Source organism: Kitasatospora sp. NPDC001225 (genome assembly GCF_053597855.1).
Map to the genome: position 1 here is coordinate 40,165 of NZ_JBSFJC010000047.1, position 20,290 is coordinate 60,454.

Sequence of the window (20,290 nt, forward strand, 5' to 3'; positions counted from 1 at the left end):
TACGTCCGCTCATGCGTTCCGACCAGCTGTTTCCCTACCGTGACCCGCATGGACACGAACGCGGTTCCCGCCTGCCCCCGGCCCTCCGACACCCCGCGCTGGGCCACCGTCCTCGGGGTCGTGCTGGCGGTCCTCACCGCCCTGGTCGTCCTGGGAGCCATGGCGCTGGCCACGTTCGAGGACTCCCTGACCCAGCACGGGTACGTCAAAGGCCCCGGAAGCGTCGTCGAGCCCCTGGGCGCCGGCGGGACCGCCCGCTACGACGACGGCCTGAGGATCACCGTGGGCCCTCCCCGCCGGGAACCCGACGGCAGCTACAGCTTCACGATCACCTACGACAACGGCACGGGTGAGGAGTTGCGCCCCGGTGGGGCGTCCCCCGACACCGGCGTCGGCGCGACCGGTGGCTCCGCCGCCGTCGTGGTCCGGGCGGGGAAGGCCATCGACTCCGGCCCGCTGTCCACCCCTTCCGCCTTCGGCTCCGCTCCCGTCCCTGCTCCCGGCATGACCTTCCTGGACCAGGCCGCGACCGTCACCGCCCTCACACCGCCCCTCGGCACGGAGCAGAAGCGCACCGTGCCGGTGCGGGTGAAGCCCGACAAGGCGGGAGGCCCGGTCACGGTCGAGGTCGCCCCGAAGTCGCCCGGGTTCCGCGACACCGCGTACTGGCAGTTCGACCTCGGCTGACTCCACGTACAGGTGCCGCCTCTGCCGCTCCGTGGTGAGCGGCCGACGGTCAGGGCCGCTGTGAGGAGGCGGACGCGTGCGAGAGCCCGTCAGGCCCCTGCCGCGGCCCGGCGGCAGCTACGCGCAGCCGGTCCAGGGCCGCCTGGCTCTCCGCGTCCGCCGCACGGTAGATCACCAGCAGCTGGTCCGGGTCCTGGAGCGGCCTGAGGGTCTCGAACTGCACGGTGAGGACGCCGGCCTCGGGGTGTCGCAGCGCCTTGTGGCCGCGGCCGTTGACCCGGACGTCCCGCTCCGCCCACAGGCGCGCGAACTCCTCGTCACCGGCGGCGAATTCGGCGATGAGGCCGCTCAGGGCCCGGTCTTCCGGGTGGGCGGCCCACGCGGCGCGCAGATGGGCGATCCCCTCCCGCACCACGCGTTCGCGGTCGAGGTAGAACTCCCGCACCCGCGGGTGCATGAGGCACAGCCACATCGCGTTGCGCTGCGGGGGCGGCAGGGCGTCGAAGTCCACCATCAGTCCCGCCATTTCGGCATTCCAGGCCAGGATGTCGTAGCGGTGGTTCAGGAGCATGGCGGGCAGCGGTGCGAGGTCGGCGACCAGCCGGGCCAGCGGCGGCGCGGCGGCGGTGGCGGGCCGGTCGGCGCCGGGGGGCCGCCGCAGGGCCAGGTCGAAGAGGTAGGCGCGCTCGTCGGGGGCCAGGCGCAGCGCCCCGGCCAGGGCCTGGAGCACGTCGGGGGAGGGGCGCAGCCCGCGGGCCTGTTCCAGCCGGACGACGTAGTCGACGCTGACCCCGGCCAGTTCGGCAACCTCCTCACGGCGCAGCCCCGGGGTGCGGCGGTTCCGGAGGCGCGCCGGCAGGCCGACGTCCCGGGGATCCAGGCGTTCGCGCCGGCTGCGCAGGAACGCGGCCAGCTCCTGGGTCTGGGTCCTGTCCGGCGCGGAGGTCGTCATGACCGGCGCAACAGCCAGGGTAGGACGGGTGTTCCCAGGAAGTCCCCTCCCTTCTCCGTGCCCCGTCGCCGCCGCAGACTCGCTGTCGACGACGGATCACGAACACGGGAGGTCACCATGGCACTCACCCTCGACAGTTACCGGCTGCTGGGCCGTTCCGGACTGCGGGTCTCACCGCTCGCGCTGGGCACGGCCACGTTCGGCACCGAGTTCGGCTGGGGCGCGGAGAAGGCGGAGGCGCGCAGGCTGTTCGACGCCTACGTCGAGCGCGGCGGCAACTTCATCGACACCGCCAGCACGTACACCGACGGCAGTTCCGAGCGCCAGCTGGGCGAGTTCACCCGGGGCGGCCGCGAAGGCCTGGTGCTGGCGACGAAGTACACCACGCTGCGCCGGCCGGGCGACCCGAACTCCGCGGGGAGCCACCGCAAGAGCATGTTCGCCTCGGTGGAGTCCAGCCTCCGGCGGCTGGGCACGGACTACCTCGACCTGCTGTACCTGCACGTGTGGGACTTCACGACGCCGGTCGAGGAGATCCTGCGCGCCATGGACGACCTGGTCCGGCAGGGCAAGGTCCTGTACGTGGCGGTCTCCAACGTCCCGGCCTGGGAGGTCTCGCGCATGCAGGCGGTCGCCGACCTGCGCGGCTGGTCCCCGCTGGTCGCCCTGCAGATCGAGTACAACCTCCTCAACCGGGCGGCGGAACGCGATCTCGTCCCGATGGCACGGGAGATGGGCCTGGGCGTGCTGCCGTACTCCCCGCTGGCGGGCGGCCTGCTCACCGGCACGTACGGCCGCGCCGACCTGACCGCGGCGGCCGCCGGCCCCGGGGAGGGCACCCGGAGGAGCTTCAACGCCGGACTGGGCATGGTCACCGAACGCGCCCTCGCCGTCGCCGAGGTCGTGAAGGAGGTCGCCGCCGAACTGGGCCGCACACCCGCGCAGGTCGCGCTCGCCTGGACGCTGAACCGGCCGGGCGTGACGGCGCCCGTCGTCGGCGCCCGCACGCTCACGCAGCTGGAGGACAACCTGGGCGCCCTGGAGGTCGAACTCAGCGCCGCCCAGTCGGACCGCCTCGACGAGGCCGGCCGCATCGAACTCGGCTACCCGCACGACCTGCTGGCCGGCCCCCACATCCGCCAGGTCACCCGGGGCGACCTGAAGATCGCCCCCCGCCCCTGAGACCCGCCGGCGCCCCGAGACGCCACCCACCTGACTCCCCGAGCAGACCGCACAGGCCATCCTGGAAGCGGTACCGCACCGGACGATCAACACCCAAACCCCGTACGGCAGTTAGATGAGGACATGAGCACCACCGAAACCAGTCTCACCCCGCTCCCGATCGTGGACGTCCACGTCGTCCTGCGCACTCCGGACGGCAAGATCCTGCTCTCCCAGCGCGGCGGCCCCTACGGCTACGGCCAGTGGCACGCCCCCAGCGGCAAACTCGACCCCGGCGAGAAGCCCACCCACGGCGCCGCCCGCGAACTGCAGGAGGAGACCGGCATCTACGGCATGCGAATTCCAGTACTTCTCGACGAACTGTTCCCTCGCCAGGTTGCCGTATCGCTCCCACCCCTCGGCAAGGCGCCCGGCGTCGGCGTGGGTGGCGCCGCGCGCGCTCCCCGGCTGCTCCTGTGCGCTGTACCGCCCGAAGCGTTGGCTCACCTGGGATAGTCGGCCAGCCGTGCCCGTCGCGAGGGGGAGCGATGGGACTGCCATTCACTTCGGGTGCTCGTTCACCTACGCTCTGCTCTGAAATTCTCGGAGCGTCGCACAGAAGGGGGAATCACCCGTGGGTGACGAGAACAAGGGCGGCCCGAACGACGGTAGGGGCGGCTCCCACGCCAAGCCCGGCGGCCCGCAGATCGGCCCCAAGCCGAATCCCGACGGACAGGGCCCGACTCCCGATCCGAAGCACAAGTGACGGCGATCGCCGACCTCCAGGGCCGGCTCGTCGACCGGCTGGAGGCCTCGGGTGCGCTGACCCCGGGCTGGCGTCAGGCCTTCCTCGACGTCGGGCGCCACCTGTTCCTCCCGGACGTCGTCTGGGCGAGCACCAGCGACGGCTACGAGCGCTGCGACCGGACGGAGAACCCCGGGAGGTGGCTGGAGCTCGCGTACTCCGACGTGGCGATCGTGACGCAGTGGGAGGACGACGCGGACGGCGGGCAGCGGGAGCCGACGTCGTCGGTCTCCATGCCGACAATGGTGGCTTCCATGCTGCGCGACCTGGACGTCCACGAGGGCCACACGGTCTGGGAGGGCGGGACCGGCCCGGGCTGGAACGCCGCGCTGCTGGCCCGGCGCCAAGGCGCGGATGCCGTGGTGACCGTGGAACTGGACCGGGAGGTCGCCGCCCAGGCCGAGGCGAATCTCCGAGCCCTCGACGACGCCCCGACCGCGGTAGTGGGCGACGCCGCCGACGGGTACCCGCCGTGGGCCCCGTACGACCGGGGGATCCTCACCTGCTCGGTACGGGAGGTCCCCGCGGCCGTGATCGGGCAGATCCGGCCGCAGGGCGTGCTGGTGCTGCCCTTCGCGCCGCTCTTCGGCGGCGGGGCCGTCGCCCGCCTCACCGCCGCCGGCCGCACCGCCGAGGGGCCGTTCACCGGGTCCTCGGCGTTCATGCGCATGCGTCAACAGCGCTATCAGGGCCCGCCCGTCGACGACTACCTGCCCGGCGACTGGCCCGGCGACGCCGCGCAGGAGTACACGACCCTCAGCCCGCTCGATGTCGTGGACGACTGGCTGGCGTCCTTCGTCGTGGGCCTGGCCGTGCCCGATGCGTACTACCGGCGCAGCGACGGCGACGGGATGACCACCCTGTGGCTGTTCGACACCGGCGTCACGTCCTGGGCCACGGTCGACTTCGTGGACGGCGCGGAACGGTACGAGGTCCGCCAGTCGGGTCCTCGCCGGATGTGGTCGGAGATCGAGGACGTCGTCCGCTGGTGGGAGAAGCAGGGCCGCCCGGGCTTCGACCGGTTCGGGCTGACCGTGGACACGGACGGCGGGCACCGGGCGTGGCTGGACGAGCCGGCCAACCCGCTGCCGTCCGTACGGGGGTAAGGCTGGGCCCGGCCGGACAGCGGCTGCCCCCGCGGTCCGGCCGGCACGTCTCCCGATACCGGATCGGCCGGGAGACGAGACCTCCCGTGCTCCTCGGCGGCCCGCCGGACGATCCGGCGGGCCGCCGCCCCGCGTCCTGCGGCGCCCGAACGTCCTGCTGTACGGAGGCCGTTGACCAGCAGGTCGGCGTCTCATCGTGCGTCAGGACGGCGCTCCGCTGTCCGATGGCGCTGACGGCCAGCACCAGCACCAGCACCTGCTCGCCCGCTGGCCGACCGAGAGCGGCCGGCCGGTCGCGGCACGCACGGCCTCCCGGCCGAACCAACGCCGCTCAGACCACCGCCCCGTTGTGGTCGCGCGCCCGGGCCGCGCCCGCCGCGTGAGGCGCCGGTGCCTCCCCGGCCTCCTGCGGCCGGTCCGGGAACCGCTCCTGGAGCAGGACGACCACCGGCATCGCGGTGAACACCGTCGACGCGGTGCCCAGCAGGACCCCGGCCAGCAGCGCCACCGAGAAGTCGGCGAGCGAGTCGCCGCCGAAGGCCGCCAGGGCCACCAGGACGAACAGCGCCCCCATGCCGGTGTTCACCGTCCGGGGGAGGGTCTGCGCCACGGCGCGGTCCGCGAGATCCGCCCAGCTCGCCTTCGCCCCGGTCCGGCGCAGCTCGCGCAGCCGGTCCAGGACCACCACCGTGTCGTTGACCGAGTACCCGACGATGGTGAGCAGCGCGGCGAGGAAGACGCTGTCCACCGGCTTGCCCAGCCAGGCGAAGAGGCCGAGGACGAGCAGCAGGTCCTGCGCCATCGCGATCACCGCCGCGGCCGCGAAGGCCCACCGGAAGCGGATCGTGAGGTAGAGCAGTTGGGCGGCGACCGCGAGCCCGAGCGCGGCCAGCGCGTAGCCGCGCAGCTCGCTGCCGAGGCTCGGCCCGATCAGCTCGTCGCGCTCCACGGACAGCTCGCCGGTGACGCCGGTGAGCGCCTCTCGGATGCGCTGCTGCTGGTCGTCGCCGGTCTCCTTGGTGCGGACGGACACCCCGGTGTCGCCGGTGGTCTGGACCACGGCCTGGGGGAACCCGGCGCCGACCACCGCCGCGCGGGCGGCGTCCGCGTCGACCCGCTGCGCGGCGGTGTACTGCGCCACCCGACCGCCGGTGAACTCGACGCCGAAGTCCAGGCCGCGCCCGCCGATCCCGGCCACGGCGAGCAGCAGCAGGCCGGCGCAGACGCCCAGCCAGCGCCGCCGGTGGCGCATCAGCCGGGGCGGCCGCCGGGTCAGCCGGGTCCGGAGCCGGCCGACGGTGGCCATGCCGGTCAGGGCGGGCCGCCGGGCGACGGCGGGCCGGCGCACCGCCCACTCGGCGAGCAGCCGGGTGATCAGCATGGCCGAGAACATCGAGGCCAGTACGCCGATCGAGAGCGTCACCCCGAAGCCCTTGACCGGGCCGGTGGCGAACACGAAGAGCAGACCGGCGGCGAGCAGCGTCGTCACGTTGGAGTCGGCCACCGCGCTCCATGCCTTCGCGAACCCGACGCGCAGCGGGCGCCGGAGGTCCCGCTCCCTGCCGGGGCCGACCGCGCGAGGAGCGGCGTACTCCTCCCTGGCCCGTTCGAAGACCAGCACGTTGGCGTCCACCGCCATGCCGATGGCGAGCACGAAGCCGGCCAGCCCGGGCAGGGTGAGCGTCGCGCCGAGCGCGACCACGGCGGCGTACGAGATCAGTCCGTAGAGGGCGAGGGCGACGGTGGCCAGCACACCGAGCAGGCGGTACACCGCGATGACGAAGGCCCCGGTGCAGAGCAGGCCGATAGCCGCGGCCAGGGCGCTGGCCCGAATCGCCTCGGCGCCGAGGGTGGGGCCGACGGTGCTCTGCTCGATCACCGTCACCGGGACGGGCAGGGCACCGCCCTTGACCAGGGCGGCGAGATCGCGGGCCTCGTCGGCCGAGAATCCGCCGGTGATCTGGGTCGAACCACCGGTGATCCCCTGCCCGCAGGGCACGCTGTCCTGGACGCCGGGGGCGGACAGGACGCGGTCGTCGAGCACGATGGCGACCCGGCGGGCGGGGTCGGCCGGCGCGGCGCACGCGGCTTCCCCGGTGAGCCGGGCCCAGGCGTCGCCGGCCGAGCCGCGGAAGGAGAGGTCGATGCTCCAGCCGAGGCCCGTCCGGGTGTCGAGGACGGCCGAGGCGTCCTTGACGCCGTCGCCGGTCAGCACCGGCGGACCCAGCCGCAGATGGCCACCGGGGAGGCCGGGATCGGCGAGGACCCGGGAGCCGTCCGCCGCCGGGGGGCCGGCCGGGCCGTCGGCGGTCGCGGTGACGGCGTGGAAGGTGAGCTGGGCGGTGCGGCCGATGACCCCGGCGGCCTCGCGGGGGTCCTGGACGCCGGGGAGTTCGACGACGATGCGCCGCTCCCCGGCTCGGGCGAGCGAGGGTTCGGCGACACCGAGACCGTCGACCCGGCGGCGCAGCACCTCCAGCGCCCGGTCGGTGGCGTCCGCGTCGGCGCGGACAGTGGGCGAGTCCTGGGTCTCCAGGACGATCCGGGTGCCGCCGCGCAGGTCGAGCCCGAGGCGGGGCGGGGTGGTCAGGGCGACGTAGAACGAGACGCCGACGACGGCGAGCGCGACGAGCGCGCGCCAGAACGCGGCACGGCGAATAGGCATGGGTACTCCACGGGCGGTCCGCGGGAGCCGGGCGTCCGCAGGGGGACGCCGCACCCGGGACGGGCGGACGCGAGGGGACGGCGCGCCGCCGGGAACGCTCCGGGCACGGTGGCCGGAGCCCTCCCGTCCGGGCCGCGGGCAGGCCGCGGCACCCGGGTCGGCGGGCGCGGTGGAACGTCAGCTGGACCGGGTGGAAGGGGGACCGCGGGTGTGGCGGGGGTCGTAGCGATCGGACGGCGGCGCCCGCTCCTGGCGCGGCCCCGGGGCGTACATCCCGGGCCGGGGCCGGGGGGCGTCCGTCCGGGCGGACGGGAGCGCGACCGGCGGGAGCGCGGGCAGCCGGACACCGGCCTCGGCGGCGGCCGTCTGCCGCTGGGCGACGTCGTGGCGGGGGCGGTCCGCAGCGCGCCGGACCTCCGCGCCCGCCGGGCCGAGCCGTACGACGGCGGGGGCCGCCGGGGCGGCGACGGCGGGCGGTGTGCCGGGGGCCGGCTGCGCCGCGCCCGTCGCCGTGGCCGTCGTCGTGCCGAGGAGGACCTGGAAGACGGCCCAGGCCGTGAGGAACGCCCAGGACAGCGCGGCCGCCGCGGTCCGACGTACCCGTCGCTCCACTCCGACCCCCTCCCCGCTCGTGCCGTCACCAGGCCCCGCCCGCAAGAAGCTCTCACTGTAGGCGACGACACCGTCGTGCGGGGAGGCCAGGGCGGCAGAGCGGCCCGGCCGAGGCCGGGGTCACAGTCCGGCGGGGACCTGCGCGGTGGCGCGAGGGCGCCCTCCCGAAGGACGTCGCCCTTGAACCGGCGTCCCTGATCCGGCGTCCGCGGATCGGTGCCGCCGGCCGAGGAAGTAGCCGATCTCCAGCGTGCACCCGCCGTACGATCGCTCGCTCCGCCTGCGCGGGGAGGCCCGAACCGAGGACGTCGACCCCTGGGACTTCCACGCGTCCGCCTCGCCCATGGACAGACGAAGGCCGTCGGCACGCTCGACGGGATCGCCGTCCGCGCTCTCATCGCGCTCCGGCGGCATGGCGGTCGGGCTGGTCGGCCGCTTGGCGTCGCCTTCCCGCTCTGTCATCCTGCGGGAACGGTGGCCGGGGGAGGGCCGTCGGGTGGTCCGTGCTTCAGGGGGTTTGATGGGATCGATAGGTGTGGTGTGCGCGGTGGCCGCGCTCCTCGGGGCGGCGCTGCTGCGATGGCAGCCGGCCCGGGGGAGGGCTGACGGCCTGACAGCCGCGGCAATCGCGGGGGTACGTGGGGGATCGAAGGCCGCACTGGTCGTGGCCGTCGTCGAACTGCACCTCGCGGGGGTGCTCGACACCGACCGACGCGGCCGCCTGCGGCGGGTGGTGCACGCCCACTCCGCGCAGGACACAACCCCACTGCACCGGGCAGCGCGGACGGCGTTCGGCCGGGACCTGTCCTGGGCCGACGCCATGACCACCCCACCTGTGCGGCGGGCCCGCGAGGAGACCCGCACCGACCTGGTCCGCCGCGGCCTGCGCTGCGGCCCGGCCCGGCTGGCCACATCCAGCGTGCTGGCCACTGCCACCTGCGCCACAGGCGCGCTCGCCACCGCCCGGGGCGCCTGGTGGACAGGCCTGCCCATGACCGTACTCCCGCTCATGCTGCTCTGCGCTCCGGCCCGCACCCTCGCCGGACACAGGCTGCTGCGCGAGCTGCGCCGCCGGCACCCCCTGAACGGGGCGGCGGCATCAGGTGACACACCATCGGAGCCCGACGGGGCAGGACTGCTGACCGCGCTGTACGGACACCGGGCGCTGCGCCTGCTGCTGCCGGACTTCGCCGCCCGGGCCGCGCTCCTCGGCGGGCGCGGGGCCCGGGAGACCGTCGCCCGCACCGGCAGCGACTACGGCCCGTACGAGGGAGCCGGCGACGCCGCGATCTACGGCGGCGACCTCTGATCTCGGGTGGCCCCGACTGCCGCTGCCGGTACAGGCGCCCGTCGGCGGACTGCGGCTCAGCACCGCTGCCGGGCCCTCCCGCCGCGGTGCGCGCCAGCGCGGAGACCTGTGGCCCGCCGGTTCGCACACCGCACCGACCACGACGCCCCATCGGCCCCGCCAGTGCGGAGGCTTGCCTGCGGCCTTCTCCGCACCGCATGTGGCTCATGCGGCCCGATCCTGTCAACAGCCGGTGGTGGCAGGTGTGTTCAGCGGGGGACGGCCTGGGCGCCGATGAGGCCCTGGCCGGTGGCGGCGGCTCTTCGCCAGACCGGTACGAGGTCGTCTAGCAGGGCGGCGGCGTCCTCTTCCGAGACTTCGTCCAGGATGTCGTACAGGCGCTGCTCCACGGTGCTGCGCTGGTCGGGTGTCAGGTCGAGTGCGGCCTGGACGGCGGGGAGCGTGGCGCGGACCTCCTTCGGGGTGAGGACGAAGTGGCCGAACCAGCCGGGCAGGGCGAGGAACCGCTCGGCTCGGAGCGCGTGGGCGAGGCCGACGGCGGGGTAGCCCTTGCGGCAGGAGGACTTCAGGAACGGGCCGGCCGCCTCGTGGGTGCCCCAGATCCCGAAGAGCACGTCGAGGTGGTCGTCGAGGAGGTAGGGGGCGGCCAAGTCGTGGAGCTCCGTCACGTCCGGTCGTCCCGGGCTTTCGTGGCGCCACCGCTCCAGCCCCTCGCGGCCTGCCGCCGCCTGGGCGTCGATCAGGGGCGTGAACACCGGGGCCACGTCGGCGACCACGTCGACAGGCACCGGCATCACGACCCAGTACCCCCTGAAGCTCATACCGCGAGGATAGGCGGACCGTGTGACACCCGGGCCGTTGTTCCCGGGGCCGTTACCGGCGCCCGACGATGGCGTTGGCGGCGGTGTGGCGGGAGGACGGGTCGTCGGGGCCGCCCGGTGTCCTGGCGACGATGGAGTCGGTGGTGAAGCTCCACCCGGGCTTGCCCGTGTCGGCGAGGGGAGTGCTGGCGACGGCGAACCCGGAGCCGTCGGCGGGGGCGGCGACCTCGCTCAGGGTGGCGTTGCCGTCGCGGTGGGAGGCCCGCAGTCCGTTGTACGTGCCGTGGATGGTCTGGCCGCCGTCGCGCAGCGGGCTGAGTGAGGCGGTGGGGGTCTGGTACGGGTCGCCGGCCGGGCCGAGGTTCGTGAAGACGATGCTCGCGGTCGGTTTCGTCGGGTCCGCTTTCCCGGCTGCGACGGCCAGGTTGCGTGCGGCGGCGGCGTCCGCGGGAAGGGTCCCCACCGCGGGGTCGGGCGGGACGTAGGCGGCGATGTGGGTGGCGGTGTCGGGGTTGCCGTAGGCGAGGACGGCGCCCGGGACGTGGGACACCGTGTGGGGGTCGTCCATGCTGAGCAGGAGTTGGGGCGGCGTGCCGGGGGTGTCGATCTGCTTCTGGAGGGCGTCGAGGCCGTCCAGGTTCGCCTGGGTGATGTTCTGCGAACGGGGGCCGGTGAGTTCTCGGGCCATCTCCTCGCGGAGCTGGGGCAGCCAGGCCCGATTGGCCTGGTCACGGACCTCGGCGGGCAGGCCATTCAGGGAGCCGATCTTGCCGGGGTGGTCCTGGATGAGCTGATGGCGGGTGGCCTCGGGCAGGGAGTCCCACCACGCCCGGTTGGAGTCGGGGTTGCCGGGGCCGCTCCCTACGCTGCCGACTGTCATCCGGTCGAGTTCGGCGACGGCCTTGGTGATCTCGGCGACCTTCTCCGGGTCGTAGTCCCCGTCCTGCTTGGCGATGTAGTCGAAGGCGGCCAGGGCCCGGGCGAGGCGGTCGTCGTCGCCCCGGGCGGAGGTGCACAGGGCGTCGATGTCCGTCACGAGGCGGTCGCGGGCGGCCTCCACCTCCTTGCGCCACTCGGGGTCGTTGCGGGAGTGCTGGTCGGGCGGCAGGACGCGCACCACCGGTGTGGCGTTCACGTCGGCGGCGACGATCTCCAGGCAGTTGCCGGTCGCCCGCGTGATGAGCGTCTGCTGGCGTGCCTGCAGGAGGAGGACGCTGTCGATGCCGTCGGTCAGCATCCGGCGCAGGTCCTCGATGAACTGGTCGACGAGCAGCAGTTGGTTGGTGCGGTTCTGGAGCGCGGTGGTGGTCGCGTCCGACGCCTGGCCGTGCCAGGACGAGGAGGCGAGGGTGCGCTGCATCGTCTGCCAGGCGGTGACCTGCTGCTTGTACCTGCCCTCGAAGGTCGTCAGGACCTGGACGGCCGTCCTGAGCGTGCCGACATCGGCTTCCTTGATCATTCCCCAGTAGTGCGGCATCAGCCCTGCCCCCCTGTCCCGGTCTGCGCCCCGGCGCCGTCGACCGTCGAGGCGGCGCCGTTGTCCGTGTTCTCGTAACTCCTGGCGATGATGGACAGGTTGCCGGCCGCCTCCGCCAGGGTTCTGGTGGTGATGCGGTCGATGTGCTCACCCAGGTCGTGGAGGGCGGCCTGGGCCGCTCCTTCGAACGACCAGTTCGGCAGGCCCAGGGCCGGCGGCGCGTGGCCGAACGCCTCCGCCCAGTCCTGCTGGATGCCCTTCGCCACCGCGTAGCCGCTCTTCGACGCGTCGCGCAGGTCCTGCGGATTCACTCGGAACCCTGCCATCGTCTCAGCCCCCTCAGACACACCAGTTGCGTGATCGAACCGCCGCCCAGCGTAAACGACGAGCCCGAACAAGCCCAATGCGTCAGGGTTTTGACGGACAGCCAGCAAAAATGCTATTCACCGTCCCCGGGGCCTGACCGCAGAACCGAACCCCGGGCGGCGCCCGGCTCCCGACCGCTGCCCCCGTCCTTGGCCCCAAGGGCGCGGCTGCGGGTCGGAGCCCCGCCGTGGATCACGAGTGGCCCACCCGTACGGCCCGAGGAGGCGTTCCGGGCCGCTCGGGCGATCGCTCGGCCCGTAGCCCGGTGGCCCGGTCGCGCGTTCGAGTGGTGTCGAGCCGCCGGTCGAGCGAGATCGGCGCTGCGCTCCTGCTCGTCGAGGGCGTCAGGTGCATGGGTGGGAGGGGCACTTCGGTGCCCGGTCCCTGTTCCCGGAGTACGGAGCGTTCATGTCACCGCTGTCCGTGGCCCGTCGCCTGGTCGTCGTTCTGCTGTCCCTGCTCGCCGTCGCCCTCGCCGGCGGTACGGCAACAGCGTCCGCCGCCGCGGCGAGCGCGGGGGTCCGAACGGGAGTGGACTGGGATGCCGTCGCCAGGTGCGAGAGCGGAGGGCGCTGGCAGGCCGACACCGGCAACGGCTACTACGGGGGGCTGCAGTTCGACAGCGGGACCTGGCGCTCGAACGGTGGCCTCGCCTACGCGCCGCGCGCGGACCGGGCGACCCGCGAACAGCAGATCGCCGTGGCCGAACACCTCGCCGAGCGTCGCGGCCTGACCCCGTGGCCGGCCTGCGGAGCCCGTGCCGCGCACGGCGGCGACCACCCGGCCGCTCACACCGGCAGCAACCGGCCGGCGCACACCCGGCCCCATGCCTCCGCCACCCCGCCATCCCACGCCGACGCCCCCGCTCCGGTCTGCACGGACGACGACGAGGACTGCCCGGACACCTGGACCGTGGAACCCGGCGACACCCTCGGCGGCATCGCCGAGGCCTTCGCCACGGACGGCGGCTGGCCCGCCCTCTACGAACTCAACCAGGACACCATCGGCGACGACCCCGACCTGCTCCTGCCCGGCCAGGTCATCGCACTGCGCTGACGCCCGTCGGTGGAGCGGGCTCGTACGAGCGGCGGCTCGACCCGTAGCCTGGGCACCTCATGGTCCACCTCGCCACACGCGCCATGCCATCATCACCCCGCCTGTGAAGGAGCGTTCCAACGCGGCACTGGTGTGGAGTCGCCAACGACTCAGGACCAGGCGGAGATTCACGAACCAGCCTCCCGTAACGTCGCGAGCCGGACACCCGGTCGGACGGCTTCCAGCGCTTGAAGAGGCGCCCGCTCCTGGTCGGGCGGTCCGTCGCGGCGGGCACGGTCCGTCTCCTGGCCGTGCTGTCAGAGTCCGGTGCGATGCTCGACCACCATGGACACCCAGCAGTTCTGGAACCTGATCGAGGAAGCCCGCTCGCAGGCGCCGGCCCCGGACAACGGCCACGCGGTCGCGATCCGGGCCGGCGCGCTGCTCGCGCTTCGCCCCGCCAGGGAGATCGTCGCCGCCGAGCAGGTCCTGCGGAATCTGATGGCCGACTCGTACCGGGCTCCGCTGTGGGGCGCCGCCTACCTGATCAACGGCGGTTGCTCCGACGACGGTTTCGACTACTTCCGCGGTTGGCTGATCACACAGGGCCGCACGACCTTCGACAGCGTCATCACCGACCCGGACCGGCTCGCCGCGCTCCCGGCCGTACAGGCGTACGCCGCCGACGGGATCGACATCGAATGCGAGGAGGCCCTGAGCATCGCCTGGAGCGCCTACCGGGAAGCCACCGGTGAAGACCTCCCCGACGAGGCCCTCACCGTTCCGTACCCGCCGCTGGACCCGGCCTGGAACTTCGACTTCGGCGACGGTGACCAGCTGAGCCGACGGCTGCCACGCCTGGCGGCGCTGTATCCGGAGTGACGGAGCAGACAGTGCGGCGCCGCCCGAGGTCCGGGCCGACGGGCCGCCTCCCGTGGGCTACTGGACGCTCCAGCGGTGCGGATGTCCGGGATCGTTCGGGCAGGTGAAGATGTTGAGCTCGCCGAATCGGCCGACGGTGATTCCGGTGCAGCCGTTGGGGGCCTTCCGGCCGGGTTCCGCTGCCGGAAGGCCCCCACGGGCGCTCGGGCGGGTGCCTACCAGACCTTGTGGAGCTCGAACAGGTCGGCCTTGAAGGAGCCCTGGGTGACGTGGGATCCGGAGTTGGAGCCGTCCACCGAGAGCCAGCGGTTGCTGTGCTTGGCCATGATCGCCTTCAGGTTGGTGCCCGGCACCGGCTGGATGAAGAAGATCTCGCTCTGCGAGTAGTTGCAGGGCTCGTCGATCAGCCAGTTGCCGTCGTCGGTCATGGCCCGGTCGATGCCGAGGCACCAGTGGCGCGCATGGTCCATCAGCTTGTAGTACTTGCCGTCGGTCCGGGTCGGATTGTTCTCGCCGCACAGTGTCCACTGCTGGTGGGCGGCGTCCTGCCACGGCTCCTGGACGATCGAGCCGTTGTCCCACGACGCATGGGACCAGCCGAGCACCATCCGGTCGCTCGCATAGGTGTACGGGGTGAAGATGCGGTACCCGCCGCTCTCGCAGGTGAAGCCGTCCAGCGGATTCGCCGCGTGCGCGGCCGGCGCCGCGACGGTCAGCAGCGAGCCGACGAAGGCGACGCTGCCGAGCACGGCTCCGAGTCGGCGGGTGGAGCGCTTGCCGGACTTCGCCATGGTCTTCCCTCCTGGGTGGGACGCGGTCACGGGTCAGTGCTTGCAGAGTTCGAGGCGGGCCGCCTCGCGGACGGTCCCGGCCGGCTCGGGGTACGAGCAGAGCACCACGCCCTCGCTCGCCGCCCCGTACGTCGTGTAGTAGCCCGTGCCGTTCGGGTTCGCCTTGATCCAGTACCCGGTGCCCTGGCCCGAGCGGGCGCACAGGTAGCGGGTCCACTCGCCGTCGACGCGCAGGAACCCGCGGAAGATCCCGTAGTTGCCCGGCGCGTTGATGTTCACCGTCCGGGAGGTGTCCGTGGTCCGGGTGTTGGCCCGGCTGGTCTCGACCTGGAAGCCGGTCTTGAGGCCGACCTGGCCCAGGGCGGAGCTGTAGCTGAGGTTGAAATCGGCGCTGTTGTTGATCTTGGTGGTGATCATCGCCACCTGGGTGAGCCGTTGCTGCTGCTGCCCCGTCGTCCCGGGGACGACGTTGAAGGACGTGAACTCGGTGACCACCGGGGTGACGGTGGCCGTCACGATGTCGTCCCAGACCTGGTCGATCTCGGGGTTGCAGGTGGCGCGCGGCGGTGCGTCGGCCTGCGCGGGGGCGGCGGTGAGGCCCAACCCGGCGACGGCGAAGAGGGCGGCCAACCCCGAGGTGAAGACGGTCCGTCGGCGCCTGGGTGATGCTGTCATGAGGAGATCCCTCCGGTAGGGGGAATGGTTCCGGTCCGACCTCCCGGAAGCCTCGCGTGCGGCCTGACGCCCTGTCCATCCGAGATATCTAGGGGGGTCCCGCGCACACGATGGTTTTCGGCCGGGCGGGACCCGGCGGGCCTGCGGGACGGCATCGGGGATCGGCAGGGGCGGCAGCGGGTCCCAGGCAGCGGCCGTCGTGGGCGGCTCCCGGCCGTCGCCGCTTGCCGGTTCGTGGGGTAGGAATGGGGGCTGTACGAACCGGGGGAGGGGTGCGGATGAGAGCGGCGCGAATCGCCGTGGTGGTGGCGGGCGCGGTGGCGCTGGTCGCGGGGTGCGCTTCGGGAGGTTCGAGGGGTTCCGGGGGTTCCGGGGAGCCCGGGGGGATGTCGGCGCAGGCGCACGGCTACCTGTCGGAGGCATTGGACCTGTTGCAGCGGGAGTCGTTGAACACCGCGACGGTGGACTGGCCGAAGCTGCGGGGCGAGGCGTTCGCGCGGGCGGCCGGGGCGCGGACGGCGGCCGACACCCACGGGGCGGTCGGCGGCGCGGTGGCGGCGCTCGGGGACGGCCACAGCCGGTTCTACCCGCCCGGCGAGGCGGCGGCCGTGGACGCCGACCCCGTGACGGTCGACGCCCCGACGGTCGAACAACTTCCGGGCGGCATCGCCAGGTTGAACCTTCCGGCGGTGAACGGCTCGGAGCGCACCTATGCCGAGTACGTCGCCCGCGGCCGCGCCGCCGTCGCCGGGGCGAGCGCCTGCGGCTGGGTGGTGGACCTCCGCCGGGAGAGCGGCGGCGGGATGTGGGCGCCGCTGGCCGTGGCGGCTCCGCTGCTCGGGGACGGTCCGGTGGGGGCCTTCGTCACGGCGGACGGCACCCGCAGCGTCTGGTCGGTGCGCGGGGGCGTGCCGTTCCTGGACGGGGCCCCGCAGGCGGAGCCCCTCGGGGCCGGCGCGGACGCGTGGCCGAGCGCGCCCGTCGCCGTCCTCACCGGCCCGGGGACGGGCAGCGCGGGCGAGGCCGTCGCCATCGCGTTCATCGGCCGCCCGGAGACCCGCAGCTTCGGCGCGCGCACCTACGGGGTGCCCACCGGCAACGCCGCGCACCGGTTGTCGGACGGTGCGGTCGTCCTGCTCACGGGCGCCGCCGAGGCGGACCGTACGGGCCGGATCCACGCGGGGCCGATCGAGCCGGACGAGGCCGTGGACACCCGTAAGGAGGGGGATCCGTCACTCGCCGCCGCGACCGGCTGGCTCGGGCGGCAGGCGTCCTGTCAGGGCACCCCTTAGGACCCCGTTGTCTCGTGGCGGCCGAAGCGATCGTCCGTGTCCGTCATGGCGCGGCCGGGGCCGTACGGGACGCGCGGTGCCGTGCGCCGGTGACGACGAGGGAGACGTTCTGCCCGCCGAAGCCGAAGGAGTTGCTGAGCACGGCCTCCTGGGGGACGTCCCGTCGCTCGGCGACGACGTCGAGGCCGATGTCGGGGCCGATGCCCGCCGCAGTGAGGTTGCGGGTCGGCGGGATGACGCCGTGCTCCACGCTGAGGACGGCGATGAGCGCCTCGATCGCCCCGGCGGCGCCGAAGAGGTGGCCGAGAGCGGCCTTGGGGGCCGTCACGGTGGCGCGGCCGAAGACCTCCCTGATCGCGTGCGCCTCGGCGGCGTCGCCGACCGGCGTACCGGTGGCGTGGGCGTTGATGTGGCCGATCTGCCCGGGGGTCAGACCGGCCTGGGCGAGGGCCTTGCGCATGGCGGAGACCTGACCGGCGCCGTCGGGGGCGGGCGCCGTGATGTGGTGGGCGTCGGCGGCGATGCCGGCGCCCGCGAGCACCGCGTGGACGCGCGCGCCCCGGGCGGCGGCGTGCTCGGCGCTTTCGAGCACCAGGACGGCGGCGCCTTCGCTGAGGACGAATCCGCTGCGGTCCGCCGCGAACGGCCGGGACGCCGAGGCGGGATCGGCGGTGTGCCCCGACAGTGCCTGGGCCCGGGCGAACCCGGCGACGGTGATCGGAGTGGTCGCGGCCTCGGTCCCGCCCGCGATGACCACGTCCGCCTCGCCGGCCCGGATGAGACGGGCCGCCAGGGCGATCGCCTCGGCCCCGGAGGAGCACGCCGAGACGGGCGTGTAGACCCCGGCCTGCGCGCCGTACTCGATGCTGATCAGTGCCGCCGCCGCATTCGGCATGAGCATCGGCACCGTGCGGGGTGAGACGCGCCGGGCTCCGGCTGTCTCCAGGACGTCGTCCTCCCCCAGCAGCGTGCCCACGCCGCCGATGCCCGTGCCGATCGCCGAGGCGAGCCGGTCCGGGGCCACCTCCGGGGCTCCGGCATCGGCCCAGGCCTGGGCCGCCGCGGCCAGGGCTGCCTGCTGCGAGCGGTCGAGCCGCCTCGCCTGTACCGGCGGCAGCAACGTGGCGGGGTCGACCGCCATCGTCCCCGCGACGGTGTCGGGGAGGCCGACGCCCTCATGGCCGCGCAGGGCGTTCCCGCGGAGGCCCGACGCGCCGGCGAGCAGGGCCTCCCAGGTGGACGCCACGTCGGCCCCGAGCGGGGTGATCGCGCCGAGTCCGGTCACGACGACTTCGGTCCGGTGCATGCTCCTCAGCCTTTCTTGTATGCGATACAAGTTGATGTGGGGCAAGTTGTATCACATACAATTCCGGGATGGAGAACGAGCGAGTGGAGAAGGAGCGCGTGGAGGAGACGGAGCGCGTGGAGAAGAAGCGAACCGGAGCCCGACCGGCCCCGGGCCGCTCGCGGGACCGCGGTCGCGCGACGAGGATCCGGCTGATCGAGGCGACCGCGGAGCTCTGCAAGGAGCGGCCCGGCGCCGAGCTGAGCGTCGCGGAGATCGCGAACGCGGCAGGCGTCTTCCCCAACCAGGTCACCTACCACTTTGGTTCCAAGGACTCACTGCTCGTGCACGCCGCCTTCCTCGGCCTGCTGCACGACGCCCGACGGATCGAGCGCATCGGCCGCCAGGCCCCCGACGCGGCGACGTTCCGGCGCAACATCGCCCGCGCCGTCCTGGCCATGCCCTCGCTCCCGTCCGTCACGCGGGCACTCGCCGCCGGGATCTCCAAGCCCGAACTCGCCCCCGTGGTCGACCGGCACCTCCAGCTGCTGTTCCGGCAGTCCGAACGCTTCGTCGGCCAACTCGTCGACAGCCGCGGCTGGACGGCCCGCCGACCGCTCGCCGTGGAGGCCAGGACGTTCTGGAGCACCGCGCTTGGCGCCGTGCTGCTCGTCCGCGCCGGGGCGCACGGCACCGTCGCCGACCTCGACCTCGCCGGATCACTGACGATCCACGACGAACCCGGTCCCGGCTGAGCGGGCGTGTCGTCCGGGACGGCTACGCTTCCGGATCATGTGGAGACAAGCAGCCCGCGAGGCCTACCCCGACGCCGGTTTCGCGGAGCCCGCCGACGAGTCGGTCCTGGCGGAGGCCGAGCGCAAGCTGGGGGAGGAACTACCGTCCGAGCTCAGGCAGTTGCTGCTGGAGAGCAATGGACTCGTCGGGCGGACCAGCGTGGACACCGTCTGGACCGTCGAGCAGATCGTCGAGCAGAACCTCCACTTCCGTACGGACGGTTCCTTCGCCCGGCTGTACATGCCGTTCGACGCACTCCTGTTTTTCGGGGACAACGGTGGCGGCGACCAGTTCGCCTTCGTGCGGACGCCGCGGAGGCCGGACGTCTTCGTCTGGGAGCACGAGACCGACAGCCGCCGCTGGGTGGCCGGCGGTCTCCGGGACTACCTCGGACGCTCGCTCGCCGACGGCGGAGACGACTGGTACCGGTAGCCCTCCGGCTCACCGGGACATCGGCGTCCCGGCGCCTCTTCCCCAACGCCACCGCCCCGGCCTCCCGAGTGGTGGGAGGCCGGGGCGGTGGTGCGGGTGCGCGGGTGCGCGGCTGCGCGGGTGTGCGGTGTCAGCGCGCGTCGCGCAGGAAGACGGACCGCTGGACGGACTGGTGGCCGTTCGACTCCGCGCTCACCCGGATGTCCACGTCGGCGCCGTACTTCGGGGCCTCCTTGAACGTGGCCCGGAAGGTGTACTCGACCGTGTTGCCGTCGCGGACGCCCGGCACGTTCGGGTCGACCGTGACCAGGCCGCACTCGTCCTTCAGCTCGACCGGCTTCCACACGTCGCCGACCAGGGCCTCCACCGTGACGTCGTTCGGGGTCGGCCCCTCGGAGCTCCAGACGGTCACCCGGGGGCGCAGGCCCGCGGTGCCGTCCGGCGAGGAGACCCGGAAGCTGAACGGGAGCGGGTCCGTGGTGATCATGCCCTTGGCCGGCGGCATCACCGAGAGCATCTCCGGGCTGTGGCTGTCGACGACCGTGGCGTTCAGCTCGGCCTTCGCCATGTCCAGGTAGTTCCTGGAGTGCGGCACGGGGGCGTCCGCCTCGATCGTGATCTGCCCCGGGCGGTTGGCCAGGGACAGCCGCATCCGGAACTCGATGGTCCGGCTCTCGCCGGCGGCCAGGGTGAAGGCCGCGTCGTCGGCGGTGCCCGCGTAGTCCATCCCACCGCCCTGGCTGAGGTGGTCCAGCGTCTTCCAGCCGGAGGCGTCCTTGCGCTCCAGGGTGCCGTCCGCCATCGCGAGCACCATGGTGCAGGGCGCGCCCTCGTACTGCTGGGTGGCCACCACCGGGGCCACGCTGCGGGTGCCGGTGGCGTCGTTGTTCTTCCAGGTGACGGTGAAGGGGACCAGGTCGTTCAGCCCGATCTTCCCGCCCTCGCTCAGGCCGCCGAAGGTGATGCCGATACCGCTTCCGCCGGACGGGGCGGGGGCCTTCGGCGTGGCGGGCTTGGCCGCGGCCTTCGCGGCGGCCTTGACGTCGGTCTTGGCCGTTGCGGCCCCGGCGGCGGGGGCCTGCCCGGCCGGGGTGGCGGCGGCCGGGGCCGCCTCGGCGGTCGGCGCGGCCGGGGCGGGGACG

At 73.6% G+C, this 20,290-nt stretch carries 21 protein-coding genes; 11 read left to right on the plus strand and 10 right to left on the minus strand.

Annotated elements, in window-relative coordinates:
* The first annotated feature begins 48 nt into the window (after window positions 1–48).
* A complete protein-coding gene (locus ACWDCZ_RS18450) occupies window positions 49–687 on the plus strand; it encodes a hypothetical protein (RefSeq protein WP_449816404.1) in 639 nt (212 codons plus the stop codon).
* A 49-nt stretch (window positions 688–736) separates the two neighbouring features.
* Here the strand turns inward: ACWDCZ_RS18450 and ACWDCZ_RS18455 are convergent, their stop codons facing one another.
* On the minus strand, window positions 737–1,639 hold the full coding sequence (locus tag ACWDCZ_RS18455; protein ID WP_449816405.1) for a helix-turn-helix domain-containing protein: 903 nt from the start codon (window positions 1,637–1,639) through the stop codon (window positions 737–739).
* A gap of 117 nt (window positions 1,640–1,756) precedes the next feature.
* Between ACWDCZ_RS18455 and ACWDCZ_RS18460 the strand changes: the two genes are divergently transcribed.
* The 4 genes from ACWDCZ_RS18460 to ACWDCZ_RS18475 all read left to right on the plus strand — a co-directional run bounded on the left by ACWDCZ_RS18460 (window position 1,757) and on the right by ACWDCZ_RS18475 (window position 4,711).
* Complete coding sequence (locus tag ACWDCZ_RS18460) at window positions 1,757–2,821, plus strand: aldo/keto reductase (protein WP_449816406.1); 1,065 nt, start codon at window positions 1,757–1,759, stop codon at window positions 2,819–2,821.
* Between the two features lie 123 nt (window positions 2,822–2,944).
* A complete protein-coding gene (locus ACWDCZ_RS18465; protein WP_449816407.1) occupies window positions 2,945–3,316 on the plus strand; it encodes an NUDIX hydrolase in 372 nt (123 codons plus the stop codon).
* Between the two features lie 118 nt (window positions 3,317–3,434).
* Complete coding sequence (locus ACWDCZ_RS18470; protein ID WP_449816408.1) at window positions 3,435–3,566, plus strand: hypothetical protein; 132 nt, start codon at window positions 3,435–3,437, stop codon at window positions 3,564–3,566.
* Window positions 3,563–4,711, plus strand: a complete 1,149-nt coding sequence (locus tag ACWDCZ_RS18475; RefSeq protein ID WP_449816409.1) for a methyltransferase domain-containing protein — start codon at window positions 3,563–3,565, stop codon at window positions 4,709–4,711. The genes ACWDCZ_RS18470 and ACWDCZ_RS18475 overlap by 4 nt, the downstream gene beginning before the upstream one ends.
* A gap of 331 nt (window positions 4,712–5,042) precedes the next feature.
* Here the strand turns inward: ACWDCZ_RS18475 and secD are convergent, their stop codons facing one another.
* Both secD and ACWDCZ_RS18485 read right to left on the minus strand, forming a co-directional pair.
* Window positions 5,043–7,376, minus strand: a complete 2,334-nt coding sequence (gene secD / locus ACWDCZ_RS18480) for a protein translocase subunit SecD (protein ID WP_449816410.1) — start codon at window positions 7,374–7,376, stop codon at window positions 5,043–5,045.
* A gap of 177 nt (window positions 7,377–7,553) precedes the next feature.
* The gene (locus tag ACWDCZ_RS18485) at window positions 7,554–7,988 is read right to left on the minus strand and encodes a hypothetical protein (protein ID WP_449816411.1); all 435 of its coding nucleotides are present in this window, start codon (window positions 7,986–7,988) and stop codon (window positions 7,554–7,556) included.
* 520 nt (window positions 7,989–8,508) lie between these two features.
* Between ACWDCZ_RS18485 and ACWDCZ_RS18490 the strand changes: the two genes are divergently transcribed.
* A complete protein-coding gene (locus ACWDCZ_RS18490; RefSeq protein WP_449816412.1) occupies window positions 8,509–9,297 on the plus strand; it encodes a TIGR04222 domain-containing membrane protein in 789 nt (262 codons plus the stop codon).
* Window positions 9,298–9,545: 248 nt separating this feature from the next.
* Here ACWDCZ_RS18490 and ACWDCZ_RS18495 read toward each other — a convergent pair whose 3' ends face one another.
* Genes ACWDCZ_RS18495 through ACWDCZ_RS18505 form a run of 3 tightly spaced genes read right to left on the minus strand, consistent with a single transcriptional unit; the run spans window position 9,546 to window position 11,921 of the window.
* Window positions 9,546–10,118, minus strand: a complete 573-nt coding sequence (locus ACWDCZ_RS18495) for a hypothetical protein (RefSeq protein WP_449816413.1) — start codon at window positions 10,116–10,118, stop codon at window positions 9,546–9,548.
* Window positions 10,119–10,170: 52 nt separating this feature from the next.
* Window positions 10,171–11,577, minus strand: a complete 1,407-nt coding sequence (locus ACWDCZ_RS18500) for a hypothetical protein (RefSeq protein WP_449816414.1) — start codon at window positions 11,575–11,577, stop codon at window positions 10,171–10,173.
* A 17-nt stretch (window positions 11,578–11,594) separates the two neighbouring features.
* Window positions 11,595–11,921, minus strand: a complete 327-nt coding sequence (locus ACWDCZ_RS18505; protein ID WP_159028505.1) for a hypothetical protein — start codon at window positions 11,919–11,921, stop codon at window positions 11,595–11,597.
* A gap of 448 nt (window positions 11,922–12,369) precedes the next feature.
* Here ACWDCZ_RS18505 and ACWDCZ_RS18510 point away from each other — a divergent pair, with 448 nt between their 5' ends.
* Together ACWDCZ_RS18510 and ACWDCZ_RS18515 are read left to right on the plus strand one after the other, a co-directional pair.
* On the plus strand, window positions 12,370–13,017 hold the full coding sequence (locus ACWDCZ_RS18510; RefSeq protein ID WP_449816415.1) for a transglycosylase family protein: 648 nt from the start codon (window positions 12,370–12,372) through the stop codon (window positions 13,015–13,017).
* A gap of 324 nt (window positions 13,018–13,341) precedes the next feature.
* On the plus strand, window positions 13,342–13,878 hold the full coding sequence (locus ACWDCZ_RS18515) for a DUF4240 domain-containing protein (protein WP_449816416.1): 537 nt from the start codon (window positions 13,342–13,344) through the stop codon (window positions 13,876–13,878).
* 215 nt (window positions 13,879–14,093) lie between these two features.
* On the opposite strand, the gene ACWDCZ_RS18520 is transcribed toward ACWDCZ_RS18515, so the two are convergent.
* Together ACWDCZ_RS18520 and ACWDCZ_RS18525 are read right to left on the minus strand one after the other, a co-directional pair.
* Window positions 14,094–14,669: an RICIN domain-containing protein gene (locus tag ACWDCZ_RS18520; protein WP_449816417.1), complete on the minus strand. Its 576-nt coding sequence runs from the start codon at window positions 14,667–14,669 to the stop codon at window positions 14,094–14,096.
* A 33-nt stretch (window positions 14,670–14,702) separates the two neighbouring features.
* Entirely contained in the window at window positions 14,703–15,344 is a 642-nt protein-coding gene (locus tag ACWDCZ_RS18525; RefSeq protein ID WP_449816418.1) for a hypothetical protein, read from the minus strand.
* 386 nt (window positions 15,345–15,730) lie between these two features.
* On the opposite strand from ACWDCZ_RS18525, the gene ACWDCZ_RS18530 reads away from it, so the two are divergent.
* Window positions 15,731–16,636, plus strand: coding sequence for a S41 family peptidase (locus ACWDCZ_RS18530; protein ID WP_449816419.1), 906 nt, complete (start codon window positions 15,731–15,733; stop codon window positions 16,634–16,636).
* A gap of 43 nt (window positions 16,637–16,679) precedes the next feature.
* Here the strand turns inward: ACWDCZ_RS18530 and ACWDCZ_RS18535 are convergent, their stop codons facing one another.
* Window positions 16,680–17,942, minus strand: coding sequence for a beta-ketoacyl-[acyl-carrier-protein] synthase family protein (locus ACWDCZ_RS18535; protein ID WP_449816420.1), 1,263 nt, complete (start codon window positions 17,940–17,942; stop codon window positions 16,680–16,682).
* Between the two features lie 68 nt (window positions 17,943–18,010).
* Between ACWDCZ_RS18535 and ACWDCZ_RS18540 the strand changes: the two genes are divergently transcribed.
* On the plus strand, window positions 18,011–18,676 hold the full coding sequence (locus ACWDCZ_RS18540; RefSeq protein WP_449816421.1) for a TetR/AcrR family transcriptional regulator C-terminal domain-containing protein: 666 nt from the start codon (window positions 18,011–18,013) through the stop codon (window positions 18,674–18,676).
* Window positions 18,677–18,713: 37 nt separating this feature from the next.
* A complete protein-coding gene (locus tag ACWDCZ_RS18545) occupies window positions 18,714–19,148 on the plus strand; it encodes an SMI1/KNR4 family protein (protein ID WP_449816422.1) in 435 nt (144 codons plus the stop codon).
* 130 nt (window positions 19,149–19,278) lie between these two features.
* Here ACWDCZ_RS18545 and ACWDCZ_RS18550 read toward each other — a convergent pair.
* Window positions 19,279–20,290, minus strand: a 1,012-nt coding sequence (locus ACWDCZ_RS18550; RefSeq protein ID WP_449816423.1) for a hypothetical protein, incomplete at its 5' end; no start/stop codon positions are given.

What these genes read in the sequence shown, in the direction of transcription:
- ACWDCZ_RS18450 (WP_449816404.1), top strand. Translation starts at nt 49, where the DNA reads ATGGACACGAACGCGGTTCCCGCCTGCCCCCGGCCCTCCGACACCCCG.
- ACWDCZ_RS18455 (WP_449816405.1), bottom strand. Translation starts at nt 1,639, where the DNA reads ATGACGACCTCCGCGCCGGACAGGACCCAGACCCAGGAGCTGGCCGCG.
- ACWDCZ_RS18460 (WP_449816406.1), top strand. Translation starts at nt 1,757, where the DNA reads ATGGCACTCACCCTCGACAGTTACCGGCTGCTGGGCCGTTCCGGACTG.
- ACWDCZ_RS18465 (WP_449816407.1), top strand. Translation starts at nt 2,945, where the DNA reads ATGAGCACCACCGAAACCAGTCTCACCCCGCTCCCGATCGTGGACGTC.
- secD (WP_449816410.1), bottom strand. Translation starts at nt 7,376, where the DNA reads ATGCCTATTCGCCGTGCCGCGTTCTGGCGCGCGCTCGTCGCGCTCGCC.
- ACWDCZ_RS18490 (WP_449816412.1), top strand. Translation starts at nt 8,509, where the DNA reads ATGGGATCGATAGGTGTGGTGTGCGCGGTGGCCGCGCTCCTCGGGGCG.
- ACWDCZ_RS18495 (WP_449816413.1), bottom strand. Translation starts at nt 10,118, where the DNA reads ATGAGCTTCAGGGGGTACTGGGTCGTGATGCCGGTGCCTGTCGACGTG.
- ACWDCZ_RS18500 (WP_449816414.1), bottom strand. Translation starts at nt 11,577, where the DNA reads ATGATCAAGGAAGCCGATGTCGGCACGCTCAGGACGGCCGTCCAGGTC.
- ACWDCZ_RS18505 (WP_159028505.1), bottom strand. Translation starts at nt 11,921, where the DNA reads ATGGCAGGGTTCCGAGTGAATCCGCAGGACCTGCGCGACGCGTCGAAG.
- ACWDCZ_RS18510 (WP_449816415.1), top strand. Translation starts at nt 12,370, where the DNA reads ATGTCACCGCTGTCCGTGGCCCGTCGCCTGGTCGTCGTTCTGCTGTCC.
- ACWDCZ_RS18515 (WP_449816416.1), top strand. Translation starts at nt 13,342, where the DNA reads ATGGACACCCAGCAGTTCTGGAACCTGATCGAGGAAGCCCGCTCGCAG.
- ACWDCZ_RS18520 (WP_449816417.1), bottom strand. Translation starts at nt 14,669, where the DNA reads ATGGCGAAGTCCGGCAAGCGCTCCACCCGCCGACTCGGAGCCGTGCTC.
- ACWDCZ_RS18525 (WP_449816418.1), bottom strand. Translation starts at nt 15,344, where the DNA reads ATGACAGCATCACCCAGGCGCCGACGGACCGTCTTCACCTCGGGGTTG.
- ACWDCZ_RS18530 (WP_449816419.1), top strand. Translation starts at nt 15,731, where the DNA reads ATGTCGGCGCAGGCGCACGGCTACCTGTCGGAGGCATTGGACCTGTTG.
- ACWDCZ_RS18535 (WP_449816420.1), bottom strand. Translation starts at nt 17,942, where the DNA reads ATGCACCGGACCGAAGTCGTCGTGACCGGACTCGGCGCGATCACCCCG.
- ACWDCZ_RS18540 (WP_449816421.1), top strand. Translation starts at nt 18,011, where the DNA reads ATGGAGAACGAGCGAGTGGAGAAGGAGCGCGTGGAGGAGACGGAGCGC.
- ACWDCZ_RS18545 (WP_449816422.1), top strand. Translation starts at nt 18,714, where the DNA reads ATGTGGAGACAAGCAGCCCGCGAGGCCTACCCCGACGCCGGTTTCGCG.